General features: G+C 39.4%; 20 protein-coding genes and 1 tRNA gene. 7 read left to right on the top strand and 14 right to left on the bottom strand.

Translation table 11 applies throughout. The annotated features are described in order from the left end of the window. Positions 1-4 precede the first annotated feature (4 nt). Entirely contained in the window at positions 5-2092 is a 2088-nt protein-coding gene (locus tag DV942_RS05735) for a hypothetical protein (protein WP_145855983.1), read from the bottom strand. Between the two features lie 316 nt (positions 2093-2408). On the opposite strand from DV942_RS05735, the gene DV942_RS05730 reads away from it, so the two are divergent. Next, the gene (locus DV942_RS05730; RefSeq protein ID WP_145855981.1) at positions 2409-2816 is read left to right on the top strand and encodes an EVE domain-containing protein; all 408 of its coding nucleotides are present in this window, start codon (positions 2409-2411) and stop codon (positions 2814-2816) included. A 346-nt stretch (positions 2817-3162) separates the two neighbouring features. Continuing rightward, a complete protein-coding gene (locus DV942_RS05725; RefSeq protein WP_145855979.1) occupies positions 3163-3747 on the top strand; it encodes a hypothetical protein in 585 nt (194 codons plus the stop codon). On the opposite strand, the gene DV942_RS05720 is transcribed toward DV942_RS05725, so the two are convergent. Together DV942_RS05720 and DV942_RS05715 are read right to left on the bottom strand one after the other, a co-directional pair. After that, entirely contained in the window at positions 3737-4927 is a 1191-nt protein-coding gene (locus DV942_RS05720; RefSeq protein ID WP_145855977.1) for a cation:proton antiporter, read from the bottom strand. The genes DV942_RS05725 and DV942_RS05720 overlap by 11 nt on opposite strands. A gap of 70 nt (positions 4928-4997) precedes the next feature. Further along, the gene (locus DV942_RS05715) at positions 4998-5519 is read right to left on the bottom strand and encodes an acyl-CoA thioesterase (protein WP_090987823.1); all 522 of its coding nucleotides are present in this window, start codon (positions 5517-5519) and stop codon (positions 4998-5000) included. A 1497-nt stretch (positions 5520-7016) separates the two neighbouring features. On the opposite strand from DV942_RS05715, the gene DV942_RS05710 reads away from it, so the two are divergent. Next, positions 7017-8504: an alpha-amylase gene (locus DV942_RS05710; RefSeq protein ID WP_145855975.1), complete on the top strand. Its 1488-nt coding sequence runs from the start codon at positions 7017-7019 to the stop codon at positions 8502-8504. 333 nt (positions 8505-8837) lie between these two features. Here DV942_RS05710 and DV942_RS05705 read toward each other — a convergent pair whose 3' ends face one another. From DV942_RS05705 to DV942_RS05680, 6 genes are all read right to left on the bottom strand, one after another. Next, positions 8838-9764 (bottom strand): hydroxypyruvate isomerase family protein, encoded by a 927-nt coding sequence (locus DV942_RS05705; protein ID WP_145855973.1) that lies wholly within the window; start codon positions 9762-9764, stop codon positions 8838-8840. Between the two features lie 20 nt (positions 9765-9784). Next, complete coding sequence (locus tag DV942_RS05700; protein ID WP_145855971.1) at positions 9785-10783, bottom strand: FAD:protein FMN transferase; 999 nt, start codon at positions 10781-10783, stop codon at positions 9785-9787. Between the two features lie 6 nt (positions 10784-10789). Further along, positions 10790-12109, bottom strand: coding sequence for a Gfo/Idh/MocA family oxidoreductase (locus DV942_RS05695; protein ID WP_145855969.1), 1320 nt, complete (start codon positions 12107-12109; stop codon positions 10790-10792). A gap of 36 nt (positions 12110-12145) precedes the next feature. Then, entirely contained in the window at positions 12146-13111 is a 966-nt protein-coding gene (locus DV942_RS05690; RefSeq protein WP_145855967.1) for a formylglycine-generating enzyme family protein, read from the bottom strand. Positions 13112-13625: 514 nt separating this feature from the next. Further along, entirely contained in the window at positions 13626-14903 is a 1278-nt protein-coding gene (locus DV942_RS05685) for a type IX secretion system plug protein (protein ID WP_145855965.1), read from the bottom strand. 361 nt (positions 14904-15264) lie between these two features. Beyond that, on the bottom strand, positions 15265-17172 hold the full coding sequence (locus DV942_RS05680; RefSeq protein ID WP_145861622.1) for an ABC-F family ATP-binding cassette domain-containing protein: 1908 nt from the start codon (positions 17170-17172) through the stop codon (positions 15265-15267). 332 nt (positions 17173-17504) lie between these two features. Between DV942_RS05680 and DV942_RS05675 the strand changes: the two genes are divergently transcribed. From DV942_RS05675 to DV942_RS05665, 3 genes are all read left to right on the top strand, one after another. Beyond that, the gene (locus tag DV942_RS05675) at positions 17505-17918 is read left to right on the top strand and encodes an Rrf2 family transcriptional regulator (protein WP_145855962.1); all 414 of its coding nucleotides are present in this window, start codon (positions 17505-17507) and stop codon (positions 17916-17918) included. Positions 17919-17989: 71 nt separating this feature from the next. Then, positions 17990-18640 (top strand): NAD(P)-dependent oxidoreductase, encoded by a 651-nt coding sequence (locus DV942_RS05670; protein ID WP_090981854.1) that lies wholly within the window; start codon positions 17990-17992, stop codon positions 18638-18640. A 273-nt stretch (positions 18641-18913) separates the two neighbouring features. Then, the gene (locus DV942_RS05665) at positions 18914-19942 is read left to right on the top strand and encodes a quinone-dependent dihydroorotate dehydrogenase (protein WP_145855960.1); all 1029 of its coding nucleotides are present in this window, start codon (positions 18914-18916) and stop codon (positions 19940-19942) included. Positions 19943-20847: 905 nt separating this feature from the next. Here DV942_RS05665 and DV942_RS05660 read toward each other — a convergent pair. The 4 genes from DV942_RS05660 to DV942_RS05645 form a co-directional block, all read right to left on the bottom strand. After that, positions 20848-21717: a hypothetical protein gene (locus DV942_RS05660; protein ID WP_145855958.1), complete on the bottom strand. Its 870-nt coding sequence runs from the start codon at positions 21715-21717 to the stop codon at positions 20848-20850. A 96-nt stretch (positions 21718-21813) separates the two neighbouring features. Next, positions 21814-21984 (bottom strand): hypothetical protein, encoded by a 171-nt coding sequence (locus DV942_RS05655; RefSeq protein ID WP_029275070.1) that lies wholly within the window; start codon positions 21982-21984, stop codon positions 21814-21816. A 34-nt stretch (positions 21985-22018) separates the two neighbouring features. Further along, positions 22019-22092, bottom strand: a tRNA-Cys gene (locus tag DV942_RS05650). Between the two features lie 69 nt (positions 22093-22161). Next, complete coding sequence (locus DV942_RS05645) at positions 22162-22908, bottom strand: TrmH family RNA methyltransferase (protein ID WP_145855956.1); 747 nt, start codon at positions 22906-22908, stop codon at positions 22162-22164. On the opposite strand from DV942_RS05645, the gene tamL reads away from it, so the two are divergent. Further along, positions 22899-25322 (top strand): translocation and assembly module lipoprotein TamL, encoded by a 2424-nt coding sequence (tamL, locus tag DV942_RS05640; RefSeq protein WP_145855954.1) that lies wholly within the window; start codon positions 22899-22901, stop codon positions 25320-25322. The genes DV942_RS05645 and tamL overlap by 10 nt on opposite strands. Here tamL and DV942_RS05635 read toward each other — a convergent pair whose 3' ends face one another. Then, entirely contained in the window at positions 25323-25889 is a 567-nt protein-coding gene (locus DV942_RS05635) for a 2'-5' RNA ligase family protein (protein ID WP_145855952.1), read from the bottom strand. Between the last annotated feature and the right edge of the window lie 1005 nt (positions 25890-26894).

The raw sequence follows: 26894 nt of genomic DNA, 5'->3' as shown, positions 1-26894 counted from the left end.
TTAATTAATTATTAAATCTAAACCTCCCAATATCTTTGCCATTTCTAAAGTAGTAAATAGTTGGCTTCTCTGTCGAAGAGGCCGCAGGATTAGAAATGTACCTGTTCTGCCCAACTTCAAGCTTGAATTTTCCATTACCTATATCTTGCCACGCAGCGTTATACTTCTGACTGATCATGTCTCTATACTGAGCTATTGTTCTATTTTCAATTGTAACGCTTACTTTTACTGTATTCCTAATGCTTGTTGATGTCCATTTAATTGGGTCATTTTCTGGGTTTACTGTAATTTTTACGGGATTATTAGTTGGTACACTATTTAAATTTGTAGCTGTAGCTACAAAAACATGGCCTAAATATAAATAATACATTGGGTTAGAAAACGCTTCTTTGTAAGACTCCACTACACCTTCCCAGTAATCACCGGCGGACATTTGTATCTGTGAGTAGCTGGGTTTCCCGTTTACGTAGAATAAATTTGCTGCAGATTTGTATAATGTATAATTTATTTTAAAGGTGTTAAGCGCATCTGCACGAATTAGATATTCTATACCTAAACCTGACTTTCTAAATGCAGAATAAAAAACCAACTTATTCTGAGAATTGTAATGAGGGCATAACGTATACTCCCCAATTTGAAAATTATTAGGTTTTGAATACATTGACGAATTTAATAGCTTACTGCTCTTATAACACGCTATCATGTAAAGCTGGATAGGGTCTTCTGTTATATTGTTGCTTAAGTTTTGGATTAAGTTATCAAATTCAGCCTCTGTAAAAAAATTTGATATACCTGAAATGCTGTAATCATTAGCAGACAAAAAATTAGTTCCATCATTTTCAATTTGGATATTTTCAGATACCAAGTCAGATGAGCCATTTAGAAATACGTTTTTAAAACTTGGGTATATGTTTTGATACTCTTTCAAATACCCCACAGACCAATGAATGAAATTAGTGTTATCTATTGATAAGCCATTGTTTATCAGGTATTTTGTTAATTCGGTAACCGCTAGTCCATTTAATGGATTGTTAACAAAGTTTTGTTCCGCCACATCAAGATCGAGATGATTCATTAAGTATTGTTGCGGAGTTTGGGTGGTAGTGATTACCGGTGGGCCAGATGTTTCATCACAATCTGTTTGGGCAGCAACCATAAGCCTGGTGCCTCTTTCAAACGATATACCGCCCGGACCTACCGGCTGTGGGGTACCATCACATGGATTGTAGGTGCCGGGAGTGTAGGGAGTAGTACTGCCCCCACCGCCACCACCACCTCCACCTCCTGATGGAAAATTCGGCATTGCACAATTTATCACGGTATTTTTATCAACCCTGTACCCTGGAAGATAATCTAACATCCCCATAGTTAAGCCACCATCGTTCTCCCAAGCACAATGGCCTGGCATATCGCCTGTAGAACATGGATAGGCAACTACCGTAAATACATCATAAAACTCACACTCACCCGGAGCGAGACTAATGATATTGCGATTTCCTGAATTTCCACTCACGGTGGCGAGCAACTTATCTTTCAATCCTCCATTATGGCTAGCTAATTCAGCCGTGTTCAATCTGTCATTCAGGGAAATATCATCCAAATATATTTTGTTGAATACGATGGTACCTTTAAACTTAGTTTTTAACTTTTCCCGCCAGTTGTCTAACCATTCTTTTTCAGGATAATAAGTAGATAAAAAGGCAGTGGTTTTGTTTTCGATTACCTGTATAGTCAGATTCTGGAATGCGGTTGCCCTGGATGTTTGAGGTTTAATCGCAATTACATAACTTATCGTATCGCCAAGGGTAAGTTTTTTTACACTATCCATCTCCAGATCAAGATTTCCTGGTAAGGCCTGGGTGCTCATAACTTTTGATTTTTGGCCAGATAATACTGATTTTAAACTTCCAGTTGAGTTGAGGTTTATCGCATTTACGAATTGAGAATAGGAAATGGAACGAATTTTATCGGTGGAGTTATTTTCAGTTTTTTTGGGTAGTAAAAGGTCTTTTTTACAACTTTGTGCCAGTAACAGGCATATTAGGATTAGGCAAACCATGGCTTTACCCTTAGAGAATGTTAATTTGTGCATTGTTAATTCAGATTAAAATTGAGGCGAATTCCGTAAAGATATAGCAATATAATTAGTAGACATAATTCTTAATTTTATACTCGTTAAGCGCACTTAGTCAAAGAACCTTTTTAAAAAGAGAAAATGATTGAGTGTATAACAATTAGATTTTACTAAACTATAAATTTAATTTTAGTCTTCGATATGGGAAACCATAATTACACATAAGTAAGTATCTCATTTTATCTAGTTATCGCTTATCTCTCCAACCTGTTTCCTAATCCATTCCGTTTTCTTAGTTTTGAGCGTAAAATAATTGAAATAAATACAAAGTAGCATGAACCATTGGTTAGTAAAATCAGAGCCTTTTAAATACAGTTGGGAAAAATTTAATGAAGATGGCCGTACCTTTTGGGATGGTGTGCGTAATTACCAGGCCCGTAATAACCTCAAAGCCATGAAAAAAGGCGATTTGGTGCTTTTTTATCACAGTAACGAGGGTAAAAATGTAGTGGGTATTGCCAAAGTAGTGAAAGAATTTTACCAGGACCCTACCACTGATGATACGAATTGGGTAGTGGTTGATTTATCGCCTGTAGAAAGCCTGAAAAACCCGGTTTCTTTAGAGCAGATTAAAGCTGAGCCCAGTTTAGCTGATATTTCGTTAATCAGGCAGGGGCGTTTATCGGTAATGCCGCTTAAGGCTACTGAATTTGATAAGATATTGGAAATGAGCGCTGATTAGTTTGGAGTTGGGAGTTTGGAGTTGAGAGTTTTCCTGTTGAGCGCCTAATGCTATGCGGTTAAGTTTGGAGTTGGGAGTTTGGAGTTGAGAGTTTTCCTGTTGAGGGCCTAATACTACGCGGTAAAGTTGAGAGCTTGGAGTTGAGAGTTTTCATGCCGAGCGCCTAATGCTATGCGGTTAAGTTTGGAGTTGGGAGCTTGGAGTTGGGAGTTTTCATGCTGAGCGCCTAATGCTACGTTTTAAAGTTGTCAGTTGGCAGTTTACAGTTTTCAGGTGGGATTTTTCAGTATGCAGTTGGAAATTCTCAGTTTTTATGAATAGTTTTATCTACAATTAAATCCTCCAAATGAAGTTCAAAATTATTGCAACATTCCTAATGTTGGTCGCTTGTTTATTCGTGAGCGAAAGCAAGTCGCAGGGGATTAAGCCCTACATTGCCATTGTAAAAACGAAAGCCGATGTTGTAAAAGGGGTGCTATATAAAGTAGATTCTGCCAGCGTAGTAATGATTGTTGAGGGGAGTCCGGTTACTTTACCAGTGGACGAGATTAAGACGATTAAAATCAGAACCCCAAAAAAGGAAGCGAGTATTATTCAGTTTTTGAAATATGATCCCTGGAATGCCGATAATTATGAAAAACGGGCAGACGGCGCTATCGTTCGGAAATGGGGCGAAAAAGATCCGACCCCAGGCGAAGAGGTAGGCGGACATGTGGTTGCAACCGTAGTCAATATTACCGGTAACATCATCGCTGCACCTATACAGGCCATTAACCCGAGTATTGCAAACTATAAAATTAATGGCGATGCAGCAAAGTATGCACAGCACAAAACTGATCTTGATTATTTCTCGGTTTACTATCAGCAAAATACCAACCTCACTACCGAACTACAGAAAATAAAAGCAATTTCGGCTTCATTTAAACCTTAGAAGTTTCTTCAGGTTTATTTTTACTTAAGGTAATACCCAAAGTCATTACCAGGCTGGTGCCTAACACCACCAAAAACAGGAAGGAAGGGCCAACCTCTGCAATTTTTAGCGATTTAGGCAGGTTAAAGTAAAGTAAAATACTAATCAAACCGCGGGGTGCAATATAACCGATAGGGCTGAGTGCGCCATTTTTAAATACCTTTAAAAAGAAAAACCGAACGGCGAAAATGGTTAGCAAAATGAAAAAGCCATTGGCCAGCACAGGCTTATCGTTCAGCTCGCTAATGTTCATGGTAAAACCAAAAATAACAAAGAAAAACGTTCTTAAAATAAAGGCACTTTCGGCAGAGAGCTGATAGAGTTGCGATAAATCTGCAGAAAGGTTTTTATACAGAAATACACCCCTGAACCAGGCATTCCGGATGGTATCGGCATTGTTCAAAAATAATCCGGTGCTCAAAATTAACACCAGTGACGATAAATGGTACGACTGCCCGATGGCATAAACCAGGATGAGTATCGAAATAATGAGGAAGAATTTAATATGGTGTACCAGTTTCCCCATTACATAAAGCAGTACTACGCAGGCAATGGCCGATAATAAAATAATTAAAAAAGTACTTAAGCCTAAGCCTATAAAGGCCGATGTGGTAATGGAGTGGTTGGTAATGGCAAAGTTGAAAATGATAATGCCGAGGATATCGGAAAAGGAAGATTCATAAATGACAAATTCCCGGTCTTGTTTCCCCAGTGCAGCGGCAGAAGGTATGGCAATGGCCGAACTGATTACGCTAAAAGGAATGGCATTGGATATACAGGTGTATAAATCTTTATGCGTAATCTGGTAAATAATGAGCGTAATGATGGATGTTGTGGCGAGTAAAATGGTTAATGCAGAGAAGAAAGCACTTTTGATGACTTTATTTTTTTCGCGATCGTACTTCAGTTCCAGCGAACCTTCAAAAACAATGAGGATTAAACCAACAGTACCGAGTGTGGGTAAAATGGAGAGGAAATTAAAGGTTTGTATTTTAAGGTAATCGACCAGGAAACGGAGGCCAATGCCCAGTAACAATAGCAATAAAACCGATGGTACTTTGGTTTTACTGGCCACTAAATCAAACAGATAAGAGAAAATAACTAATCCGCTTAAAATAATAAGTATGGTGTAGGTTGTCATATTTTTCAGCGTAAGGTAAACACTAAAGTAAAACAATCAAACCAAGCTGAAAGGAATTTGTTGAAAAAAATTATGCTTTAAAGAAAAGTGCCTTGAGTTCGCTGGCCTCATCAGGACTCATTTTTCCGCCTAAAACCAAACGCAACTGCCGGCGACGCAGGGCGCCATCAAATAAATCTATTTCTTCGGGCGTTTCCGGTATGAGTTCGGGTACTGGAATGGTACGTGCGCTCTGATCAACGGCAACAAAGGTATAATAGGCTTCGTTACTTTTCTGACGTGCGCCACTTGGAATATTCTCTGCCCAAACATCTAAACGCACCTCAACCGAGGTATTAAAAGCCCGGGTTACTTTGGCTTCGATGGTAATGACATCTCCTAGTTTAATGGGCTGTTTAAAAGAAACATTATCAACCGAAGCGGTAACCACAATCCGGTTGCAGTGTTTTTGAGCTGAAATTGCCGCTGCAATATCCATCCAGTGGAGCAAACGCCCACCCATCAGGTTATTTAAGGTATTGGTATCATTGGGTAATACCAATTCGTTCATGATGGTAAAACTTTCTCTGGCAAATTTCTTTTTTAAACTCATTTGTGTGCAAAAGTAGTTAAAATGTTATTAGAAATAGATTCTGGCGCATGGAAATCGCTTTTAACTTTTCTCTGTGAATTCTTGCTCTATCTGCGCATGCCTAAGCGTTATGTTTGCCACGGAAGCACGAAAAACACGGAAAAATTTTAATCTCCCCGTGATTGCTGTGTTTCCGTGGCTATAGTTAACAAAGATTGCTTCACTCCAACGCAAGGCCCTTTCTTCAGTTCGCAATGACGAAATTATGTTTCCGCAGCTCAAATAGATTTTCGCATACTGGATTTATGTTTCCTTGCTAATTTGTGTAATTATCCGACCTCGTTGATTCATATTTGGGATTAGTTTTTAGCGTCATGCTAGGCTTGCCTTAAACAACCACAGCCTGGAGCGAAGAACGCCGTCAATCCCAAGTGGTGGGGAAATCAAAAAACAGGTGTACAAAAGAAAAGACTGCACTACCAAGCCTTAAACGCAGTGGTTTTGTGTTCATGAATTACAATTAAAATTGTTTCGGAAAATTAGAACACAAAACGAAGCGCCACTGTTTTTTGATGTGAGTGGGGCTGTTTGAGCCACCTTGCTGGATTGACAAAGCGCTTTGGGTACTTTGGCGCGACAAAGTACCATGCCTCCGCGGCATAGAGCGGTGAAAAATATTTAGATTCAATTATTTTGACTTCTACATTTATGTGCGAAATCGGCGGAGGGTTGGCAATAAGAAGCAAGCTGTTTAGTAATTCATGTTAAAAAGATTGCTTCACTCCAACGCAATGCCCTTTCTTCAGTTCACAATGACGAAATTATGTTTCCGCAGATCAAATAGATTTTCGCAGACCGGATTTATGTTTCCTTGCTAATTTGTGTAATTATCCGACCTCGTTGATTCATATTTGGGATTAGTTTTTAGCGTCATGCTAGGCTTGCCTTAAACAACCACAGCCTGGAGCGAAGAACGCCGTCAATCCCAAGTGGTAGGAAATCAAAAAGCGGTTGCACAAAAGAAAAGACAGCAATACCAAGCCTTAAACTCAGTGGTTTTGTGTTTATAGGTGATATTTAAAATTCTTCTGAAATTTGAACACAAAACGAAGCGCCGCTGTTTTTTGATGTGCGAGGGCTGTGCGGGCCACCTTGCTGGATTGACAAAGCGCTTTGGGTACTTTGGCGCGACAAAGTACCATGCCACCGCGGCATAGAGCGGGAAAAATATATATATTCAATTATTTTGATTTCTACATTTATTTTCGAAATCGGCGGAGGGTTAGCAATACGAAGCAAGCTGTTTAGTAATTAATGTTAAAAAGATTGCTTCACTCCAACGCAATGCCCTTTCTTCAGTTCGCAATGACGAGATTATGTTTCCGCAGATTTAATAGATTTTCGCAGATTGACTGTTTTGTATCTGCTGTGATATGCGAAATCAGAGGGAAATAGAGTAGGGCATTATAAAAAAACAATTCATCTCCTATCATGTTATCTTTACAAAAATCCTGATTAATGCAAAATCAAACGCTTATCCAATTTTTCCATTGGTATTATAACGAAGAACAAAATTTGTGGACTAAAGTAGCTACGGAAGCGGGTCACCTAAAAGAAATTGGTATAACTGCGCTGTGGTTACCGCCGGCTTATAAATCGAACAATGCTACCTATGATGTGGGTTACTCCGTTTACGATCTTTTTGATTTGGGAGAATTTGATCAGAAAGGAAGTGTAAATACCAAATATGGTTCGAAAGAGGAGTACATCAAAGCGATTGACGCCTTACATGAGCATGGAATTGGCGCCCTGGCCGATGTGGTATTTAACCACAAAGCAGGGGGCGATGAACTGGAGAAAATAGCGGTGAAAACGGTAAATCCTGAAGATAGAAATGAATTTACCAGCGACGTTTTCGAAATAGAAGCCTGGACAAAATTTACTTTCCCAGGCCGACAAGGCAAATATTCTCAATTTATATGGAATCATGAATGTTTTAGCGGGGTAGATTGGGCGGAGGACATTAAACAAACGGCTATTTATTCGATCCAAAACCATTTAGGTGAAGGTTTTGAAGAAGTTCCCTCTACTGAATTTGGCAATTACGACTACCTGATGTACAACGATATCGATTTTCGTAACCGGGCCGTAGTTGAAGAATTAAAATATTGGGGAGAGTGGATCGTAGAGACCACGAAAGTGGATGGCTTCAGGTTAGATGCGGTTAAACACATTAACCCTGATTTTATTGTAGAGTGGATTGATCATCTGAATCAAAAATATAACCGCGAGTTTTTTATTGTGGCTGAGGATTGGAATGTGGTGGATGTAGTGGGACAATTGAACTATATTGAAATTACCGGCGGGCGGACACAAATATTCGATTCGTTGTTACACCATAATTTTTTCCTGGCGAGTAAGGAAGAAGATTTTGATATGCGGACGATTTTCGATGGAACGCTCGTACAGGTAAAACCTGATCTGGCGGTAACCTTTGTAGATAATCATGATTCGCAACCTTTACAGGCACTCGAATCTTATGTCGATTTTTGGTTCAGGCCTTTAGCCTATGCCATGATACTATTACGTATGCAGGGGATTCCGTGTCTGTTCTTCCCTGATCTTTATGGGGGCATTTATGATGATAAAGACAGGGAGGGGGATGAAGTGCATGTGGAACTGGTGGCGATCCCTGCGGTAGAAACCATGAGTAAAATCCGTGCAGCCTTAGCTTATGGCGAGCAACGTGATTATTTTGACCATGGCGTTTGTGTAGGCTGGACCCGTGCCGGTGATGAAGAACATGAAAATAGCGGTTTAGCGGTATTGATGAGTACAGGAGAGGAAGGTTTTAAAGAAATGGAAATTGGTAAACACTTTGCCGGTAAAACCTTTGTTGATGCCTTGGGCTATCGCCAGCAGGAAGTGATTATTGACGAAAATGGCTGGGCAGAGTTTCATTGCAATGCGGGGAGTGTTTCGGTGTGGGTGTTGAAGGTAGGGTAGAAGAGGTGTGTGTGGTCTGTGGGGACACAGACCACGGCGTGGAATCGTCATTTCGACCGTAGTGGAGAAATCTTTAAACATAGTTTAGCAAATTAAAAGATCTCTCCATTTCGCTGCGCTTCAGTCGAGGGACGATCACTCTATCGAAGTCTGTCTGGACTTGCTACCTTTAACTCTGATTTATTTTGTCAGATTTAAATGGCGTGAGTCGTCATTGCGAGAAGGCTCTTTCAGCCGACGAAGCAATCTTTATAGAAAGGATTACCAGCATGAAAGATTGCTTCGTCGTTTCTCCTCGCAATGACGATTTTTACTATGGTATTTTCTAACTAACTACAAAAAATTATCCTCAGTCCGGTACGCTGAAATAACCGCCAGTTCACCCTCTTTTCCACCTTTTGAATTACCGTGTTCCATACCCATTACACCTTTGTAACCTTTGCTATGCAGGTGTTTAAACAGATTTTTATAATTGATTTCGCCGGTTGTAGGTTCTTTCCGCCCCGGATTATCGCCGATCTGGATGTAGGCGATTTCGTCCCAGCAACGGTCGATGGTTTTAATTAGGTCGCCTTCGGTGCGTTGCATGTGGTAAATATCATAAAGGATTTTACACGAAGGACTATTCACCGCTTTACAAACGGCGTAAGTTTCATTTGTTTTTTGCAGGAAAAGCTCGGGGGTATCGCTCAGGGTTTCCAACACCATAATTAAACCGTGGGGTTCAAAAATTTCAGCACCTGCACGCATGGCATCAATTACATTGGCGAACTGATTTCCATAAGGCATGTTGCGCTCATAAAAGCCAGGCACTACGGTAAGCCATTTGGCATTACAGCGTTTGGCCGCTTCTACTGATTTTTTGCAGGTTTCGACAAATTTATCTTTAAACTCCTTTTTGCCTGTGGTTAAAGAAGTTTTCCAGTTATCGCCACCATCTACCACGAAAACACCCATGCGCATGCCTAGTTTTGCCAGCAAATTACCAATTTTTTCCTGTTCTTCAACAGAGCGGCCCAGGTAACCATTATCTTCAATAGAGCGGAAACCTTTATCGTACATAAACTGGATCTGATCTAAAAAACTCTTGCCTGCATGATTTTGGAACATGCCCTGGTGCGGTGCATAATCGAGGTTGAAAGTTTTATCGCTTAATGTATCATTTGTTTTTTCGGCAGCAAAAGTATTGGTCAATCCTGCTCCTGTTGTTATTGCACCTGCAGTTAACAGGCTATTTCTTATAAACTCACTTCTTTTCATCGGTTTAGTTTTAACAGATATTAGTGTGTAATTAATTTTTTGAATCCTGTAGTTAGCGTATCAGCTACTGTACCATCTTTTCGGTGGTATACAAAATAAGCTTCGAGGTTTTTTCTGCTTTCTACAAATGCCATGGCATCTTTAAGGTGCATCGCCATTAAGGCATTGTCATATCCATCGGCTGTAATGGCATCATTAGCATAAACGGTAACGCTGATCATTTCATTATCTAAAGGGTAGCCTGTTTTAGGATCAATCAGGTGGGAGATTTTTTTCTTTCCACTTTGGTGAAATTTCCGGTAGTTGCCAGAGGTGGTAATGGCACCAGCATTTATCGCGGCGATATGCCTGATTACCGGGGTTCCATCTTTATCCGGCCCTTCAATGCCAATTTTCATGGTTTCTCCACTGGGTTTAGGTCCTGAAATCCGGATTTCGCCGCCCAATTCAGCTACGTACTGTTTAATTCCCTTTTTTTCGAGATAGGCTGCGATTAAATCGACACTATAACCTTGTGCAATTCCATTTAAATCGATCTGTATACAGGGTTTTAGTTTGCTTAACAAACCATCCTTCAGTTTTAGGTTTTTCATGCCTACACAGTTAAGGATCGATTTGATAACCGTCGGATCTGTTTCTTTTGTAGCTTCTTTCGGCCCAAAACCCCAGGCTTCTACCAAAGGTGCTACGGTAATATCAAAAATACCTCTTGTATCCTGATTGATCTCGAAACTTCTTTCCAGCACGTCGTTCATGAAACGATCGGTTTTAATTGCTTTTTCGGCTGCGTTAAATTGATTTATCAAAGATCCCTTTTTGTAAAGCGACATCGATAAATCAATTTCGTTTAATAAACTATCTATGCCCGATTTAGTGGCTACACTATCAGTGGCATAATACATGATGGTATAATCGGTTCCCTGTGCAAAACCATTGATTTTATACTGCTTCAACTCTTTTTTCAGGGAGAAAGCCAATATCAATGGTAAAATAAAAAGCAAAAACCTATAGTGCATCATTTAGTTTTAGATCACCTTGGTTTGTCCGGGCATGGCGATAGGGTATAGTCCTTTTTCATCAGGCATCAGTTTTGGATTAGCATCCCATGCAAAACGCTCAGGCATTAAACTGATGTTCGAAGCTAAAGCCTCATCCCATTTGATCGTCTGGCCAGAGTACGTAGCATAACGACCGATAATTGATGAGAATGTGCTGGTTGCTGCATAATCCACATTACTGAATCTGTATTCTCCTTTAGAAACCGCATCGAAAAGTTCATCATGTTCGGTTTGGTATGGATTTGCGTTTCCTTTGGTATTGTGGTTATACAATTCTTTGCCACTATAATCTTTCATAATGGCCTGGTTGCTGCCTGAAAGGTAAATTTTGCCTTTTGTACCTTGAAAAGTTTCATCCACACGGTTACTAATGCCTTCAAAATGCCTGCATTGACTATTGATTACTGCACCATCGGCATAGGTTAATTCGATAGAGTGGTTATCATAAATCTCTCCATAGTCTTTTCCTGTTCTCCAGGCGCGGCTACCTGTTCCCTGTACCGAAACCGGATGTCCGTTTTTAATCCAGTTGGCAATATCGATATTATGTACGTGTTGCTCCACAATATGATCGCCGCATAACCAGTTGAAATAATACCAGTTTCTCATTTGGTATTCCATTTCGGTCTGGTTTGCTGTACGCGGACGTACCCAAACGCCACCGCTGTTCCAATATACCTGGCCCGACATGATATCGCCAATGGCACCATCGTTAATGCGTTTCATCGATTCGCGATAGTTGGTCTGGTAGCGGCGTTGTAAGCCTACTACCACATTTAATTTTTTCTTCTTCGCTTCTTCGGCTGCGGCTAATACCTTTCTAATGCCTGGTGCATCTACGGCAACAGGTTTTTCCATGAAAATTTGTTTATTCTGCTTAACCGCTTCTTCGAAATGGATAGGGCGGAAGCCAGGAGGCGTGGTTAACAGCACTACATCGGCTAATGGAATGGCTTTTAAATAAGCGTCGAAGCCTACAAACTGGCGTTCTTTCGGAACATCCATTTTTGCTGCAAATTTCGAACTTAAGGACTGGTAACTGCTATCTAAGCGATCCTGAAAAGCATCGGCCATGGCCACCAGTTTTAGATTAAATTTAGTGCTTAGCGCCTGGAAAGCTGCTCCGGTACCCCGATCGCCACAGCCTATTAAGGCGATTTTAATCGTGTCTGATCCCGAGGCATATGCACCGGCCAGTGGAATACTACTTAGCATGGCCCCGCCTGCCAGCATGGCGGTTGCTTTTAAAAAATCGCGACGATCTTGTTGGTTGATTGGTTTTTTCATGTGTTTAGTTTTTTATTTTGGTTAGATAGTGTAGGGTTAAAAGTCTTTTATAGGTTGTTTGTTATAATAGGCATCTATATCAGCTTTTGAGGGTGTTTTTACCGGGCGTACCAGGCGCATCCCAACAAAAGGTGCTTCAGGGAACCACCAATTGCTTTTTGGAATCTGTGGATCTAATTGTTTCCATGATGGATCAGAAGCTAATCTGGCTGTTGAAGTTAAATTGTTTGCTGTTTCATCGTAAGAGCCACCTCGAACTACATTTGGATAAAGTTTATCGGGTATTGCTACCGGATTTTCTACCATTTTATCTTTGCTTTTACTGTAGAAATCAGGAAGGTATTGATCGTAGGTCCATTCGCTCACATTTCCGTACATATCAAATAATCCCCATGGGTTTGGCTTTTTCTGCCCTACCTGGTGTGTTTTGTTATCGCTATTGTCTTTATACCAGGCATAATCGCCCAGTTTCGAAGCATCGTTACCAAAAGAATAATTGCTTTCTGTTCCCGCTTTACAGGCATATTCCCATTCTGCTTCTGTTGGCAAACGATAAAAAACACCTGTACGCATATAAAGCCATTTACAAAACTGGATGGCGTTATATTGGGTCATGGCTACCGCAGGCTGGTTCGCTTTACCCATACCAAAAGTCATATCGAGATAAGGTTTTGTAGGCCTGGTAACGGCATCCACTTCAGCTGGAATGGCGCTTGTGCTGGCTTGTTTTTCGTAATCGCGGTAGAGGAAAGGTTCAAAAATATCCCAGGTTACTTCATGTTTCCCCATCCAGAAAGCATCAAGTTTAACCTCATGAACGGGTTGCTCATCTGGTTTCCCTGTATTACTGCCCATTTTAAATTTACCTGCCGGTATAGCCTGCATATCGAATTTTAATTTGGTTCCATTGATGGATTGTGTGTACGATTCGTTGGTGGTTTGTGCTAAAATCTGCGCGCAAGGATAGATGATTAATGCTACGGCAATTAACTTTTTAAACATAATTATTGGTTAGATATGCTTGATTTTGCTAGTGTTTATCTGGTAACTTTCTGAAACACTAAAGTAAATAACCACATTTAAAACAAAGAAATTTTATGTAACAATAAAGGTAGGTATAGTTATTTAAAGGTCAATTTGACAATTAAAAGCAATGTCAATTCTGAGGGAATTTTATATAAAAATCAATGACAGGAGAATTTAAATGAATAGTATCGTCCTTTCGACTGAAGCTCACCGATTTTTCATCGGTAGCGCAATGGAGAAATCTTTTAAATTTGATTCAATAATCTGGTTTAAAAGATCTCTCCACTTCGCGTCGCTCCGGTCGAGATGACGATTATTCTATTAGAATCTGTCAACAGTAACTTGTTTTAGGATCTAATTGGCGATCATTTTTAAGTCGATCTTAACCATAATTATTTATTAAGCATATTGGTGAAAGGTCTTTTACCATATAAGGAATATAAGGTCATTTAATCTTCTAAAGATTACTTTTCCCAAATGGGACCGTGCCTTACCTTCTGTCTGAAATTTTATTGCTTAAATTGGTAAAACCAACCAGCGTATCCCAACGTGCGCCCGGGCGTCTGTAATAAACAAAAATCTGATAACTGTTTTCGGTCTGGAAGAATGCGCCCTCGAAAGGTTTGGTTTCCATTACTTTGGTATCCTGATTATACCAGGCATACTCATAATCATAAAGGCCTTGTTTAAGGATCACATTGCCATAAAACTGTTTCCGGTTTGCGTCATAAATCAATTTATTTTCATCGTTCATGGTGTAATTGTTAAACCGGCCAACTACATAAGCATCACCATTAAGGCTGGGTGTAGCTGCATTTAAGGTGAACAAAACATTCATATACTCTGATTCTGTTTTATCGTCGCGCCCGTCGGTATTGCGGATAAAAAAGTTTCCGTTTTCATCAAACTGGTTGGCAAAAGCTCCAACTGTTCGGGGTGCGTCCTGAAAAAGTATCACATTTACGGATGAGTTATCTCGGTAAATATCTTTTATGTTATCTGCTTTGTAGCGTAAACTTCTGGTGTCAAACTTTCTAAACTCATTATCACCCCAAAAATCGTTGGTATTAAGGTCGTTATAAACCAGTTGGTTTGGCCTAACAAATGCTGGTTTCGTATTAACCTGAATGGTATTGGCATTAAAATTCTGCATTACCACCGCTTTGATGTCCTGATAAGGATTAGGAATCGCGAAGGTATGATTAATGGTAAAATTGATTTTTTGTTTGTAGTTCCGGTTTTCCACCTGCATGGAATTGGTTACTTCTCCCGCTACGGCGACCTGACTATCGAGGATGTAAAAGCGCTGCGAAATAACCGGTTTGTTTTTATCACCATCTAAATAAACTTTTAACACATAATTTCCACCAATTTTAGGCTGGATTTGGGTATTGGGTAAGCTGATTTCGTAATGGGTGTATTTTCTTGCCGTGTTAGATGAATAGCGGTAATTGATGATGCGGTCGTCGTTAAAACTTTCTAAATAATCAATGCTTGAGATTTTAGAAGTTTCCCATTCTGCCGTACAATGCTCAATGGTATACCAGTAGTTTTGGGTGCCGGCAAGTAAATCATCGAAAGAAAAAGTGATGGTTTCTGACGAATTGAGCATGATTACCGGTAAGTTCTGCTCTTTATTGCTGTTGTAGCAAAGTACAGTTTTAATATTGGGGAGATAAATTTTGTTCTCGTTTGTAAACTTGCTATCGTTTTGCGCAAAGGCGGATATAGAGATGAAAAATAAAACCGTAAATAATATTTTCTGCATGGCTAAAAGTAAAGTTTTATCGGGAAGTGACAAAATGGTGTTATGGATGGTTGCCGCGGAAACACTGATTAACACGGAAGTTTTTTGATGCGTCGGTAGAGGGATTTTATCGTGGTGTCAGATATTACTATCTGACACAAGCTTATTTTCAGTCTGCACATAAATTCTATTTCTAAGAATTTACTTAAGGTCAGATGGTAACATCTGACTGCACATTAATAGGTTGCAGATGCTTCGTGCCTCAGCATGACAGAAAAAAACGCTCTCCGTGATTTTGTGCTTCCGTGGCAAAAAATCAAAAAGAAAGCCGTCCCGATTTTATATCAGAACGGCGTATATCTAAATAAATCTGTGTTTAAAACTAACCTTCCAGCTCCATAATCTCAGCAGCCAATGTTTCCCATTTATTTTGGCTGTTATCTAAATCTTGTTTAGTGGCCAGATAACGTTTGTTGGCTTCAGCCAGTTTTTCTGCATTGCCATAAACATTTTCATTCGCCAGTTCTGCTTCAATGCTTTTTACGTTTTGCTCCAGTTCGGTAATCAGTTTTTCTGTTTTTTGCAGTTCGTCATTCAGTTTTTTTAACTGGTTGGCCGTGTTGGGTGTAATTGGTTTTGGCTGTTCTTTTTGTTTTTCAGGCATTTTAACCGGAATAGGTTTAGCTGCCGGAATTACCCTTTTGCTGTTCCATTCTTCGTATTCGGCATAAGTACCCGGATATTGTTTAATTTTTCCGTTTTCGATAAACCAGATTTTATTGGCTACATTATCTAAGAAATACCGATCGTGGGATACGGTAATGAAAGTACCTTCAAATTGTTGTAAGGCCTGGATCAGGATATTTACCGATTGGATATCCAGGTGGTTGGTTGGCTCATCCAGAATCAGGAAATTTGAATCTGTAGTTAAAGATTTAGCCAGGGCCACACGTGATTTTTCTCCTCCGGAAAGCACTTTGATCTTTTTGAAAACATCATCACCTGTAAATAAGAAACATCCTAAAATACTGCGCAATTCGGTATCGGTATGTTTTGGTGCAAATGCCTGTAACTCTTCCAAAATAGAGTTCTCCAAATGCAGCGACTCCAGCTGGTGCTGTGCGAAGAAAGTGGTGGTTACATTATGACCGGTTTCGCAGAGACCTTCAAATTTTTCGGTTTCGGCAATCATTCTCAATAAAGTAGATTTACCTTTTCCGTTTGCACCGATCAGGGCAATTTTATCACCTTTTTCGATTACTCCTTCTGCATCATCTAAAATATGCACATTTGGATAACTTTTATGGGCATGCTCTATCCTTACCACATGTCTGCCCGATGGTTTGGAGAATTTGAAAGCAAAATTTACAGTTGGGTTGTCATCATCCACATCATCAATACGCTCCATCCTGTCTAAAGCTTTCATGCGTGATTGGGCCATTTTAGCCTTGCTCGCTTTTGCTTTAAAACGCTCAATTAAACGTTCTTCCTGTTTAATTTTGGCCTGTTGATTCTTAAATTCTCCTTTTTGGATTTCGCCACGCAAAGCTTTTTCTTCAACATAGAAGCTGTAGTTGCCTGCGTAAACGGTTAACTTACCTTTACGCGATTCGACCGTACGGTTTACAATTTTATCTAAGAAATACCTGTCGTGTGATACAATTACAATGGCACCTTCAAAACTCATTAAATAGTTTTCAAGCCATTTAATGGAAGGTAAATCCATGTGGTTGGTGGGCTCATCCAGTAATAAGATATCAGGCGTTTGCAGTAATATTTTGGCCAGCATTACCCGCATCCGCCAACCTCCTGAAAAGGTATTTAGCGGACGTAACTGGTCTGCTGTACTGAAACCTAGACCAGCTAAAATTTCGTTTGCCCTATATTCGATGTTATAACCATCTAAAGCTTCAAACTCCTGCTGTTTATCACTTAATTTAAATAAAACCTCTTCGCTATAATCCGTTTCGATTTTTTTAAGCAGTTCTTCAATTTCATCATGCAATTGGTTTTGGCGCTCAAAAGCTTCCATGGCCACGTGCAAAATGCTATGGTGCGATTCGTAAGAAAGTAAATCCTGGTTTAAGTAGCCAATTTTCAGGTCTTTAGACATGGAAACCGTACCTGAACTTGGTGCGTACTCGCCTACAATTATTTTTAAAAGTGTTGATTTTCCTGTTCCATTGGCACCAATTAAACCAGCTCTGTCGCCAGGTTTGATGTGCCAGTTTGCGTCATCGTATAAGGCCCTTGAGCCAATCAGGAAAGTTAAATTATTTATTGAAATCATTTCGGCTGCAAAAGTACGAATTTTAAAGGCTTTTTTCAGGTAGAAAGTCAAATAGGGAAAACTGTTATTCTGATCAATATCAGTGACAGAAGAATCCTAGCGAAATGATAAGCCGCGAAAAGTCGTCGTTTCGAACGCAGTGGAGAAATCTTTTTACATAGTTCAAAGATTTCTCTCCCGAACGTTCGGGACTGCGCTACAGCCGAAATGACGGAGATTTTAAAATCAGTCAGCGGTAGGGAAGTGAAGAGGCATTTGTTGTGGAATTGAAAAATAAATTTTGATTTCTATAAAACCTTCTTACCTTTGTACTGTAATAAAAATAATTACAGATGAGCACAAGCAGGTTTCCGATTGCCTTACACATTTTAACCTTATTAAATGAGGCGAAAGGCAATGTGGTGAGTTCGGCATACCTGGCAGGTAGCATCAATGTCAACCCTGTTTTAGTACGTAAAGAAATTATGAATCTGCGTAAACATGGTTTTGTGGAGAGTAAAGAAGGTAAGGGGGGAGGCTCATTTCTGGCTAAAAATGCCAAAGATATTAATCTGGGCGAAGTTTATCAGTCGGTTAGAAGTGGCAATATGTTGTTGGGGCAGCATAAAAATGAACCGAATCCTAAATGTCCGGTCGGCAGGCAGATTAACCAACATTTAGATACGCTGTACAGCGCTGCAGAGCATGCGCTGATCGCAAATTTATCAAAACAGACATTGGCAGATTTTGCGGCCAGGTTTGAATAATTTTTTTTGCATATAACTGTAATAAAAAACATTACAATTTGTAATAATACATAAACTAAAAATTAAATAACATGAAAGTAGCATTAATAGGCGCCTCCGGATTTGTAGGCAAAGCGATTTTAAACGAACTGGTAAGTCGTGGAAATGAAGTGATTGCCATTGCCCGCGATACCGCAAAAATTGAAAGTAACAATGAAAAAGTAAGTAAGACCGCAGTCGATGTTTTGGATACTGAAAAGTTAGCAGCAGTTTTAGCTGGTGCAGATGCCGTAGTAAGTGCTTTTAACGCGGGCTGGACCAACCCAAATTTATACAACGATACTTTAGCAGGTGCTAATGCCATTCAGGCGGCAGTTAAATTATCAGGTGTTAAACGTTATATTTTTATAGGTGGGGCAGGTACCTTGCAGATCGATGGTCACCAGATTGTAGACGGACCGGATTTTCCTGCCGAAATCAAGCCAGGCGCAACCGCAGTAAGGGATTATTTTAACACGCTGAAACAGGAGAAAGAACTGGATTGGTTATTTTTTAGTCCGGCAATTGAGATGCATCCAGGCATTACTACTGGCCGTACCGGGAAATATCGTTTAGGTAAAACCAGTCCGGTTTTTAATGAAGAAGGCCGTTCAATTTTATCCGTAGAAGATTTGGCGATTGTAATTGCTGATGAGCTGGAAAATAACGCGCACCACCAGGAGCAGTTTACGGCAGCATACTAGGTAGTTCATTAGTCATTAGTTCATTGGTCATTGGTTGATGCACAAGTTCGCTAGGAATGATGGTTAACTGGTTAATGGTTTGATCGTTCATGGTTGATTGCCCAATGTTATTGATAAGTGCTCGTATTTATGTTATAGTCAATAACGCGCTGGGTTATAGCTATTGGCTATCAAACCATCAACTATGAACTATTGCCGGGACTAATGAACGAATGGCTATTGAACCAATTAACCTTTTTTCCATATTTACCTATAAGTTCTTATCTTCGTGGCATGTATCGCCTTATTAAACCAATATTCTTCAAATTTGACCCTGAAAACGTACATTATTTTGTAGTCAAACGGTTAAAATGGTTTAATGATAATTTTCCGCTGGGCAAAACCATTATCCGTAGCAGTTTTGATGTACATATCAAAGGTCTGGAACGGGAAGTTTTTGGCATAAAATTTAGAAATCCTGTTGGTTTGGCTGCCGGATTTGATAAAAATGGCGAATACGTAGAGCCACTTAGTAATCTGGGCTTTGGATTTATCGAAGTAGGTACGGTAACACCAATGCCACAGCCTGGAAACGATAAACCCCGGATGTTCCGCCTGCCTAATGATGAAGCCTTAATTAACCGGATGGGCTTTAACAATAAGGGGGTTGATGTAATGGCAGAACGTTTGCGTCTGCTAAAAGATAAACACCCTGATATTGTTGTGGGTGGAAATATCGGTAAAAATAAGGCAACTCCAAATGAAGATGCGGTAAGCGATTACATTAAATGTTTCGACCGTCTGTTTGATGTGGTAGATTATTTTGTGGTGAATGTAAGTTCGCCTAATACGCCAGGCTTACGCGAACTACAGGAAAAAGAGCCTCTTAAGAAAATTCTGAATACCTTACAGGAGCGCAACCGAAAAAATGATATTTCTCGTCCGATTTTATTGAAAATTGCACCTGATTTAACGGATGCGCAATTAGATGATATCATCGAGATCGTTGCAGAGACTAAAATAGCAGGTATTATTGCCACCAATACCACCATCAGCAGAGAGAACCTGGCTACGGAGCAGCATTTAAAAGCCGAAACAGGCGGATTGAGTGGGAAACCAGTTAAAGAACGCTCTACTGAGGTGATCCGCTTTCTTTCAGAAAAATCAAATAAAGCTTTCCCGATTATTGGGGTAGGCGGTATACATTCGGCAAAAGATGCACAAGAGAAACTGGATGCGGGCGCCAGTCTGATTCAGTTATATACTGGCTTTATTTACGAAGGGCCAGGATTGATTAAAAGTATCTGTAAAGCGCTGGTTTAGTTGTAATTCGGCTTTGTCTCTCCTCGCAGGATCGTCATTGCGAGAAGGCTTTTTCAGCCGACGAAGCAATCTTTAAAGTAATATTTTCCGGTATAAGATTGCTTCGTCGTTTCTCCTTATAATGACGATCAATCTAAAGAAAGCTTTCAATGATTCATTTTGTAGTGTACGCTAGTATGATGTCCTAATTACGCAGTTTGTTATTCTGCTTGGTAATTTACGGTTACAAAAGTTATGATTGATAGATAATTTTTTATTAAGTGATATCGCTAAGAAAACGTCATTCCCAACTTGATTGGGAATCACGAAGTGCTCATGAATGCCATTGAATAAAAAAATACTTATGAATAATCTTAATGTAAGCGCTTTAAGATTAGCTTCGCTGAGCACTTCGTGGTTTCGGCCTGCGCCTACCGTGTGGACACAATTAATCATAATCTTTTCTGCCGCTCTATGCCGCGGTGGCATGGTACTTTGGAGCTCCAAAGTACCCAAAGCGTTATGTCAATCCAGCAGTCAGCCTTTTGCACGATCCCATACGCATCAAAAAAACAGCGGCACTTCGTTTTGTGTTCAATTTTTTTTTATAAAAATTAAATCATCGTTATGAACACAAAACCACTGCGTTTCAGGTTTGTTAGTGCCAATTTACCTGGGACTACAACTGTTTTTTTGATTTCCCCTGGCTCTTGGGATTGACAGCGTCCTTAGTCAAAATCTGTGCTTTATTAAAGTTGCCTAGCAAACTGCCTAAACTATTCTTAAAAGACGTGTCCACACGATAAGCCTACGCGGGAATGACGACCGGGCTAGTAGATGCTGTGACTGATAGCCTGTCGAAGGCCTTTAGCCATAAACAAAAAAAGCATCATTTGATCAGAAGGATGCTAGGAGATTAATGACTATTATTTTCTGAACTTTAACCTTCTTTCAAGAGATTTTATCTTCTGGTTTTGTTCCGTGATTTTTTTATTAAGGTTAATGATATAAAGCGTCATTTCTTCCGTTTTTTGCAATAGTTTCATTTGAAATTCTTTCATTTCCAATCCATTATCAATCATATCTTTTTCTGAGGCAATTTCAGGAAGATGTTGTTTGGTAGTAACAAACTTTTCAAGTTCATCAAGTTGCATTAATTTGTAATTTTTGTTAAAAACAAAATCGCAGCCTTGACTGATACAGACTTTTACTTCTTTTGCCCTGATTGTTCCGCTTACATCTAGCCTAACGGTAGGATTATCAATACCTATACCTACATTTCCATCTCCACGTACGATAAATTGAGTACTATTACCAGCTCCAATATCCCTGATTTTAAAGAAGGAACTCCTTGCAGCATTTTGAGATGTTCCAAAAGATTGCACGTCAATATTTAATGCATTAATCTGATCTGCACTGCTTGGCGTATTTATTGTTGCCTTCAAGCAATTTAATGCTTTTGCATTGAAATCCGCGTCAGTATTGTTTAGATTTCCAGAATGCCAAATCCTGTTCCAGCTTTTCCACGAATAAGACCATCTTCCAAAATAAAGTTCGTTCGTTGCAATAGGGTTTGTAATACTTACATAGTTATTTGCGTCATAGCCAAAATTTAATCCATGGTAGTACGAAACTCCAAATGTATTATTTGCCGGATTAGCTGCAAACCATTGGCCGTTAACCGTTGCGAATGCGTTTAGGTTAGTTTCTACATTATCTTTAGAAAATTGAGCATTTACGACGAGTGCTTTAAATAGGATAATAACTAAAATTGATAAGCGTTTTTTAGTTTTCATGTTTAAATAATTTGTTTTAAAAATAAAATATAAGATATAAAAAAGCATCCTTTGATCAGAAGGATGCTTTAAATTTTTTAGAAGAATTTCTAAAAACTATTTTGCCAAAGCAGCTAAAACAGCATTGTTTTTAGCTAATTGATCGTTTTTAGGTTGTGCAGAGCGGCTTCCTAACTCAATGTTAGTTGCTCTTTTTAAAAATGCTACCTCTTGGTGAGCTGTATTTTTATTTCTTCTGTCTTTTCTTTTTAATCTGGTAACTGCCATGGTAATAACCTTTTAATTATTTTATTTGTACAAATGGAGGTCGAGAGCGGATTCGAACCGCTGTAGAAGGTTTTGCAGACCTCTGCCTAGCCACTCGGCCACTCGACCTTAAATTCAAGGCTGCAAAAATAGCAATTATTAGTTAGCGCGCAAACATTATTTCAATAATTATCTAATTTAATTGCGAACTCGCACTAATTCAGCACAAAAGATTGCTGCACTTACGGCTACGTTTAATGATTCTGCTGCTCCAACTCTTGGAATAGTGACCGGCTTATTTATTTTTTTGATCACCTCTGCCGATATGCCCTTTCCTTCATTACCTAAAATCACCAGTCCTTCCGTTCCCCATTGCGTTTTGTAAATCGATTCGCCATCTAATAATGCGCCAAATACAGGAATGGTATTTTTATCCAGCAATGCCGGTAAATCTGCTTCATGGATAGTGATCCGCGCCAGGGAGCCCATGGTGGCCTGTACCGTTTTTGGATTGTATATTTCGACACAGTCTGCAGAACAGATGATGTTTTTAAAACCAAACCAATCTGCCGTACGGATAATGGTGCCCATATTGCCTGGATCCTGAACGCCATCCAGCACCAACGTAAACTGATTTTTTATTGCATTCAGTTCCAGTTTGCTGTTTTTGGGGATGTGAACAAGCGCCAAAAAGCCCTGTGGGGTTTGCAGCGTACTAATCTTCTCTAATTCGGCGTTCTTTACTTCAAATAAGTTTATATTTGCAGGCAATTTGGGTAACAAATGATATTGCTCGCTGTTATAAAATATAGTGTGGATCTGGTAGCTTGACTGGAAAAATTCCTGTAAGGATTTTATACCTTCAACAATAAACAAACCATGTTCTTTACGATATTTTTTTTGATGTAACGATTTTATAAAACTAATCTGTGATTTTGAAAGCATACCAAAACTCAATATATATTAAACTGAAAAGCACTGCAATATTACTATTTATTATTGTTTTAATTCAGGCCTGCTCATCAACTAAGTACATTGCAGACTATCAGTCGATAGTGAAAAAGGTAACTATCGATAGTGTGGATGCTAAATTTGAAGAACAGGCTTACAATTATGTGCAGAAAGATATCAGACCTGCTTCTAAGCTAAGTATCCAGGTACCATTATACAACCTGTTTAATACTAAAGATGGCCGGTATAAAACGAGCGATATCAAACCCTTTGGTACGCCACCCGCCATTCTGGATAGTACGCTGGTCGAGATTTCGAGAACACAGATACAGAAGTTTTTAAAAAGCAAGGGCTATCGCCGGGCCGATGTAAAGGCGGCGATAAAGGTTGCAGATAAAAAAGCCGAAATTGTGTTCACGGCAAAACCAGGACCTGCTTATTTTTTAGATAAAATTTCCGATTCGATATCCAATGCGAACATTAAAAACCTTTACGAATCGAATAAAGCGAAAATAAGCCATCTGCACACCGGAATGCAGTACGATGAAGATTCTTTAACGTACGAAAGGGAACAGATTTACCGCATCATGAAAGAAAACGGTTATTTCTATTTCTTAAGACCCTATGTTAATTTCGATGTTTATGGTGCCGAACCTACGTCAAAAACCAATAAAATTGACCTGAACCTGAATGTAACCAACCCTAACAACGGCGAACATAAGCAGTTCAATATTGGATATACCCACATGATTATTGCGCCTAACCCGGATGGCTTCCCGGATTCTGTGCGTTACAAGCTCAATAAAGATACCATTAACGGTATCATTTTTACCGATTTTTCCAAGCGCTACCGCAGAAACCCCATTGTAAGGTATGATTTTCTGAAACAGGGCGATCTTTATGATATAAGAAATGAAAACCTTACTTACGATCGGTTATATGAACTCAATATTTTTAAAAATGTAAAAATCGATTATTACAGGAGGGATAGTACTTCAAACAAAATAAATACGGTAATCCAGCTTATTCCACAAAAGGTGATGAGTAACCGCGTGGAAGGGGAGGTGCCTTTTAATGGCGGTACGGTAGGTTTTACCATCGGAAATACGTATACCAATAACAATATTTTCAGAGGGGCCGAAAGATTTGAACTTCAGGTAAAAGGTGGTTTGCAATCAAGGATTGGCAACGGTGCCAAACCCTTTAGCGATATTTATCAGCGTGATTTTTCCATCAGTTCGAGTATTACCGTTCCAAGATTGCTTATTCCTTTCTATAATCCGGTTTTAGGAGGGAACGGCATGCCGCACACTACTTTTTCGAGCAGTTATATTTATGCGTTACAGAAAGATGTATCGGTTAGAAGGATTTTTATCAACTCCGTCACTTACGATTGGTTTGAAACCAAATCTAAATTACATTCATTTACGCCCTTAAATTTTGAATACCGTTTTGGCTATTTAGACCCTAATGTTGATCAGCAAACCGTATTGAACAACCTTTATTATTCCACATTGTTAGGTCGTAAAGATTTAACACTGGGCATGAAATATACCTATACCCTAAATGCAAATAAATTAAATGAATACCGGTCTTTTGTTTATTTACGGGCCGGAATGGACATCGCAGGAAATATGTTGCAGGGAATATCCGGATTGATCGGGAAAAAAGGTGATCCTGCAAACAACAATCCAGCAAGAATACTGGGCCTGCCATTTAACCAATACATGCGCCCTGAAGTTGATTTGAGGTGGTATAAACATTTAGGCGGTGATCGGCAGTTTATTGCGCGTTTAAATGCAGGTGTAGCTTATGCTTATGGAAATTCAGTATTAACCGGTATACCTTTTGAAAAGCAGTTTTTTGCTGGTGGATCAAGCGGCATAAGAGCCTGGCAGGCGAGAACCATCGGGCCCGGTAACTATGATAGAGGTCTTTTACGGAGTGATACGCTAAGGAGGGCATTTTTTGGGCTCGACCAACTCGGAACCATGCGGATTGAAACCAATTTTGAATACCGTTTTACCGTTGCGAAGAAGTTTCTAGGTGCGACTTTAAAAGGTGCTGCATTTGTTGATATCGGTAATGTATGGAACCTGAGGAAGGGCGAGTCAATTCTTGTTGCCAACCCTTCACTTGACGAGCAAACCATATTTAGATTGAGTAAATTGGCGCAACAGTTAGCCGTTGGTACAGGTGTAGGGCTGAGATATGATGTGCAATATTTTGTTTTCAGGTTTGATGTAGGATTAAAACTCAAAGATCCCCAGTTCGCAGGTTCTGATCAATGGGTCATCGGCAAGTTTTTATCCGGAGCAAGGGATTTTAAAAATACTTATAACGCCACGCATGGGCCTGATACCTATCGTTTTATACAATACAATTTTGGTATCGGAATGCCGTTTTAATTAATCAAATAGCGTTAAAGTTTTGGGTTTTGTATCGGGATCTTTAAAAGGCAATTCTTTAAAGGGTTGCCATCGTTTATCCACGTGCTTATAAACAGAAAAAGATGAAACCTCAAATTCGCGTTTAAATTTACGGTCTTTAAATTCCGCGCAGATCTGTTTGAAAACGGGTTTTATATCCCTGAAGGCCAAAGTTAAATGTGGATTGAATTTTTCTTTTTTTCCGATCAGTTTTAAAGGTTGTAAGGCTTTGGTTATCTGTTTTTCCAGCAACATCAATCCTTCATTTTGTTCAACATCTAAATAAAAGGTATGTTCGGGGAAGGAGTTAAAATTTTGGAGCACCTGTGTAAATCGCTGGTTAAAGGAGGCATCTGTTAGCGCTTTGAAAAAACGCTCGTCTGCATCATATCCTGAAAGTTTTACCGGAGGATATAAAGTAATGTGTGCCGGACGCTTTAATGATTCACGCACATTAAATTTATCTGCAATGTAGGTTCTGATCTCATTTATGTCGTCTGCAATAGAGACTGGCGGAATTAAACACACTAAAAATAGATTTTCCATAGAAACAAATTTACTAAAAATTTTAGCAAATAGTGAATGTTTTTATAAATGTTTATTAGCGCTTAAATAACCAATTCCATAGTCTGTGTCCTCACAGATTACTTAAGTTTTTAGCCACGGAAACACGGATTGGCACGGAGAAATTCGATAGCATAACAAACTCAAGTTTAATAAACCAGACCGACAGCGTTACCCCGATTTTATTGGAATTTAATTATAGAACATTTATCGGGGTTAAGCAAAGGGCGGGGCTAGCGAAAACGAAGTGTCACAGGTATTGCTGTTCTATAAAAGATGGAGATTGTATTAGACCTTTTGTAATAAGCAATGAAGTTAATCGTTAAAAGCGATTTGCTATTTTCACACTCGTTGGAAACGAGCGTGAGCATGAGTTCAGTGTTTTTATTACCACCATGGTTCTTGTCTTCACGAGCCATCTTATTTTGAAAAAACTGACCTTGATTATTTACAACCTAATTGAATGCCCAATCTTTTTACTAGCTAATTATTGCTTTTGTGTCAGATGGTAACATCAGACATCACGAATATTGCTTTTGTGTCAGTTGGTAACAATCTGACGCCACAAATGATTTTTGCCGCGGAAACACGGATTAGGACGGAGAAATTTTTATATCAATAATTTGATTCTCATGCTATGGTCCGTGTCTGCACAACCCTTTTTTTATTTCGTTAACTGACCCGTGTTAACTAAACCCGACCGGCAGCGTTACCCCGGTTTAAGCGGAATTTAATTTATCCAAGATTTACCGGGGTTAAGCAAAGGGCGGGACTAGCGGAACCGAAGCACCACAGGTACTGCTTTTCTAAAAAAATAGAAACTTTTGTGATAAACAATAATGTTAATCGTTAAAAGCGATTTGCTATTTTCAGACTCGTTGAAAGGAGCATGAGCATGAGTTTGTGATGATTGTAACTGTTTTTTTGTCAGTTGGTAACAACTGACATCACAAATAAAAAACTAAAGTCCAATGCCGTGGTCTTTAT

The organism is Pedobacter suwonensis, from assembly GCF_007833675.1.
GTDB classification, from domain to species: Bacteria; Bacteroidota; Bacteroidia; order Sphingobacteriales; family Sphingobacteriaceae; genus Pedobacter; species Pedobacter suwonensis.
Note: the sequence above shows the minus strand (reverse complement) of the source record. Positions and strands in the feature narration are given on the sequence as shown.

What these genes read in the sequence shown, in the direction of transcription:
- DV942_RS05675 (WP_145855962.1), top strand. Translation starts at nt 17,505, where the DNA reads ATGAGCACAAGCAGGTTTCCGATTGCCTTACACATTTTAACCTTATTA.
- DV942_RS05720 (WP_145855977.1), bottom strand. Translation starts at nt 4,927, where the DNA reads ATGACAACCTACACCATACTTATTATTTTAAGCGGATTAGTTATTTTC.
- DV942_RS05645 (WP_145855956.1), bottom strand. Translation starts at nt 22,908, where the DNA reads ATGCTTTCAAAATCACAGATTAGTTTTATAAAATCGTTACATCAAAAA.
- DV942_RS05655 (WP_029275070.1), bottom strand. Translation starts at nt 21,984, where the DNA reads ATGGCAGTTACCAGATTAAAAAGAAAAGACAGAAGAAATAAAAATACA.
- DV942_RS05690 (WP_145855967.1), bottom strand. Translation starts at nt 13,111, where the DNA reads ATGTTTAAAAAGTTAATTGCCGTAGCATTAATCATCTATCCTTGCGCG.
- DV942_RS05660 (WP_145855958.1), bottom strand. Translation starts at nt 21,717, where the DNA reads ATGAAAACTAAAAAACGCTTATCAATTTTAGTTATTATCCTATTTAAA.
- DV942_RS05715 (WP_090987823.1), bottom strand. Translation starts at nt 5,519, where the DNA reads ATGAGTTTAAAAAAGAAATTTGCCAGAGAAAGTTTTACCATCATGAAC.
- DV942_RS05695 (WP_145855969.1), bottom strand. Translation starts at nt 12,109, where the DNA reads ATGAAAAAACCAATCAACCAACAAGATCGTCGCGATTTTTTAAAAGCA.
- DV942_RS05685 (WP_145855965.1), bottom strand. Translation starts at nt 14,903, where the DNA reads ATGCAGAAAATATTATTTACGGTTTTATTTTTCATCTCTATATCCGCC.
- DV942_RS05635 (WP_145855952.1), bottom strand. Translation starts at nt 25,889, where the DNA reads ATGGAAAATCTATTTTTAGTGTGTTTAATTCCGCCAGTCTCTATTGCA.
- DV942_RS05700 (WP_145855971.1), bottom strand. Translation starts at nt 10,783, where the DNA reads ATGATGCACTATAGGTTTTTGCTTTTTATTTTACCATTGATATTGGCT.
- DV942_RS05670 (WP_090981854.1), top strand. Translation starts at nt 17,990, where the DNA reads ATGAAAGTAGCATTAATAGGCGCCTCCGGATTTGTAGGCAAAGCGATT.
- DV942_RS05705 (WP_145855973.1), bottom strand. Translation starts at nt 9,764, where the DNA reads ATGAAAAGAAGTGAGTTTATAAGAAATAGCCTGTTAACTGCAGGTGCA.
- DV942_RS05725 (WP_145855979.1), top strand. Translation starts at nt 3,163, where the DNA reads ATGAAGTTCAAAATTATTGCAACATTCCTAATGTTGGTCGCTTGTTTA.
- DV942_RS05735 (WP_145855983.1), bottom strand. Translation starts at nt 2,092, where the DNA reads ATGCACAAATTAACATTCTCTAAGGGTAAAGCCATGGTTTGCCTAATC.
- DV942_RS05665 (WP_145855960.1), top strand. Translation starts at nt 18,914, where the DNA reads ATGTATCGCCTTATTAAACCAATATTCTTCAAATTTGACCCTGAAAAC.
- DV942_RS05710 (WP_145855975.1), top strand. Translation starts at nt 7,017, where the DNA reads ATGCAAAATCAAACGCTTATCCAATTTTTCCATTGGTATTATAACGAA.
- DV942_RS05730 (WP_145855981.1), top strand. Translation starts at nt 2,409, where the DNA reads ATGAACCATTGGTTAGTAAAATCAGAGCCTTTTAAATACAGTTGGGAA.
- DV942_RS05680 (WP_145861622.1), bottom strand. Translation starts at nt 17,172, where the DNA reads ATGATTTCAATAAATAATTTAACTTTCCTGATTGGCTCAAGGGCCTTA.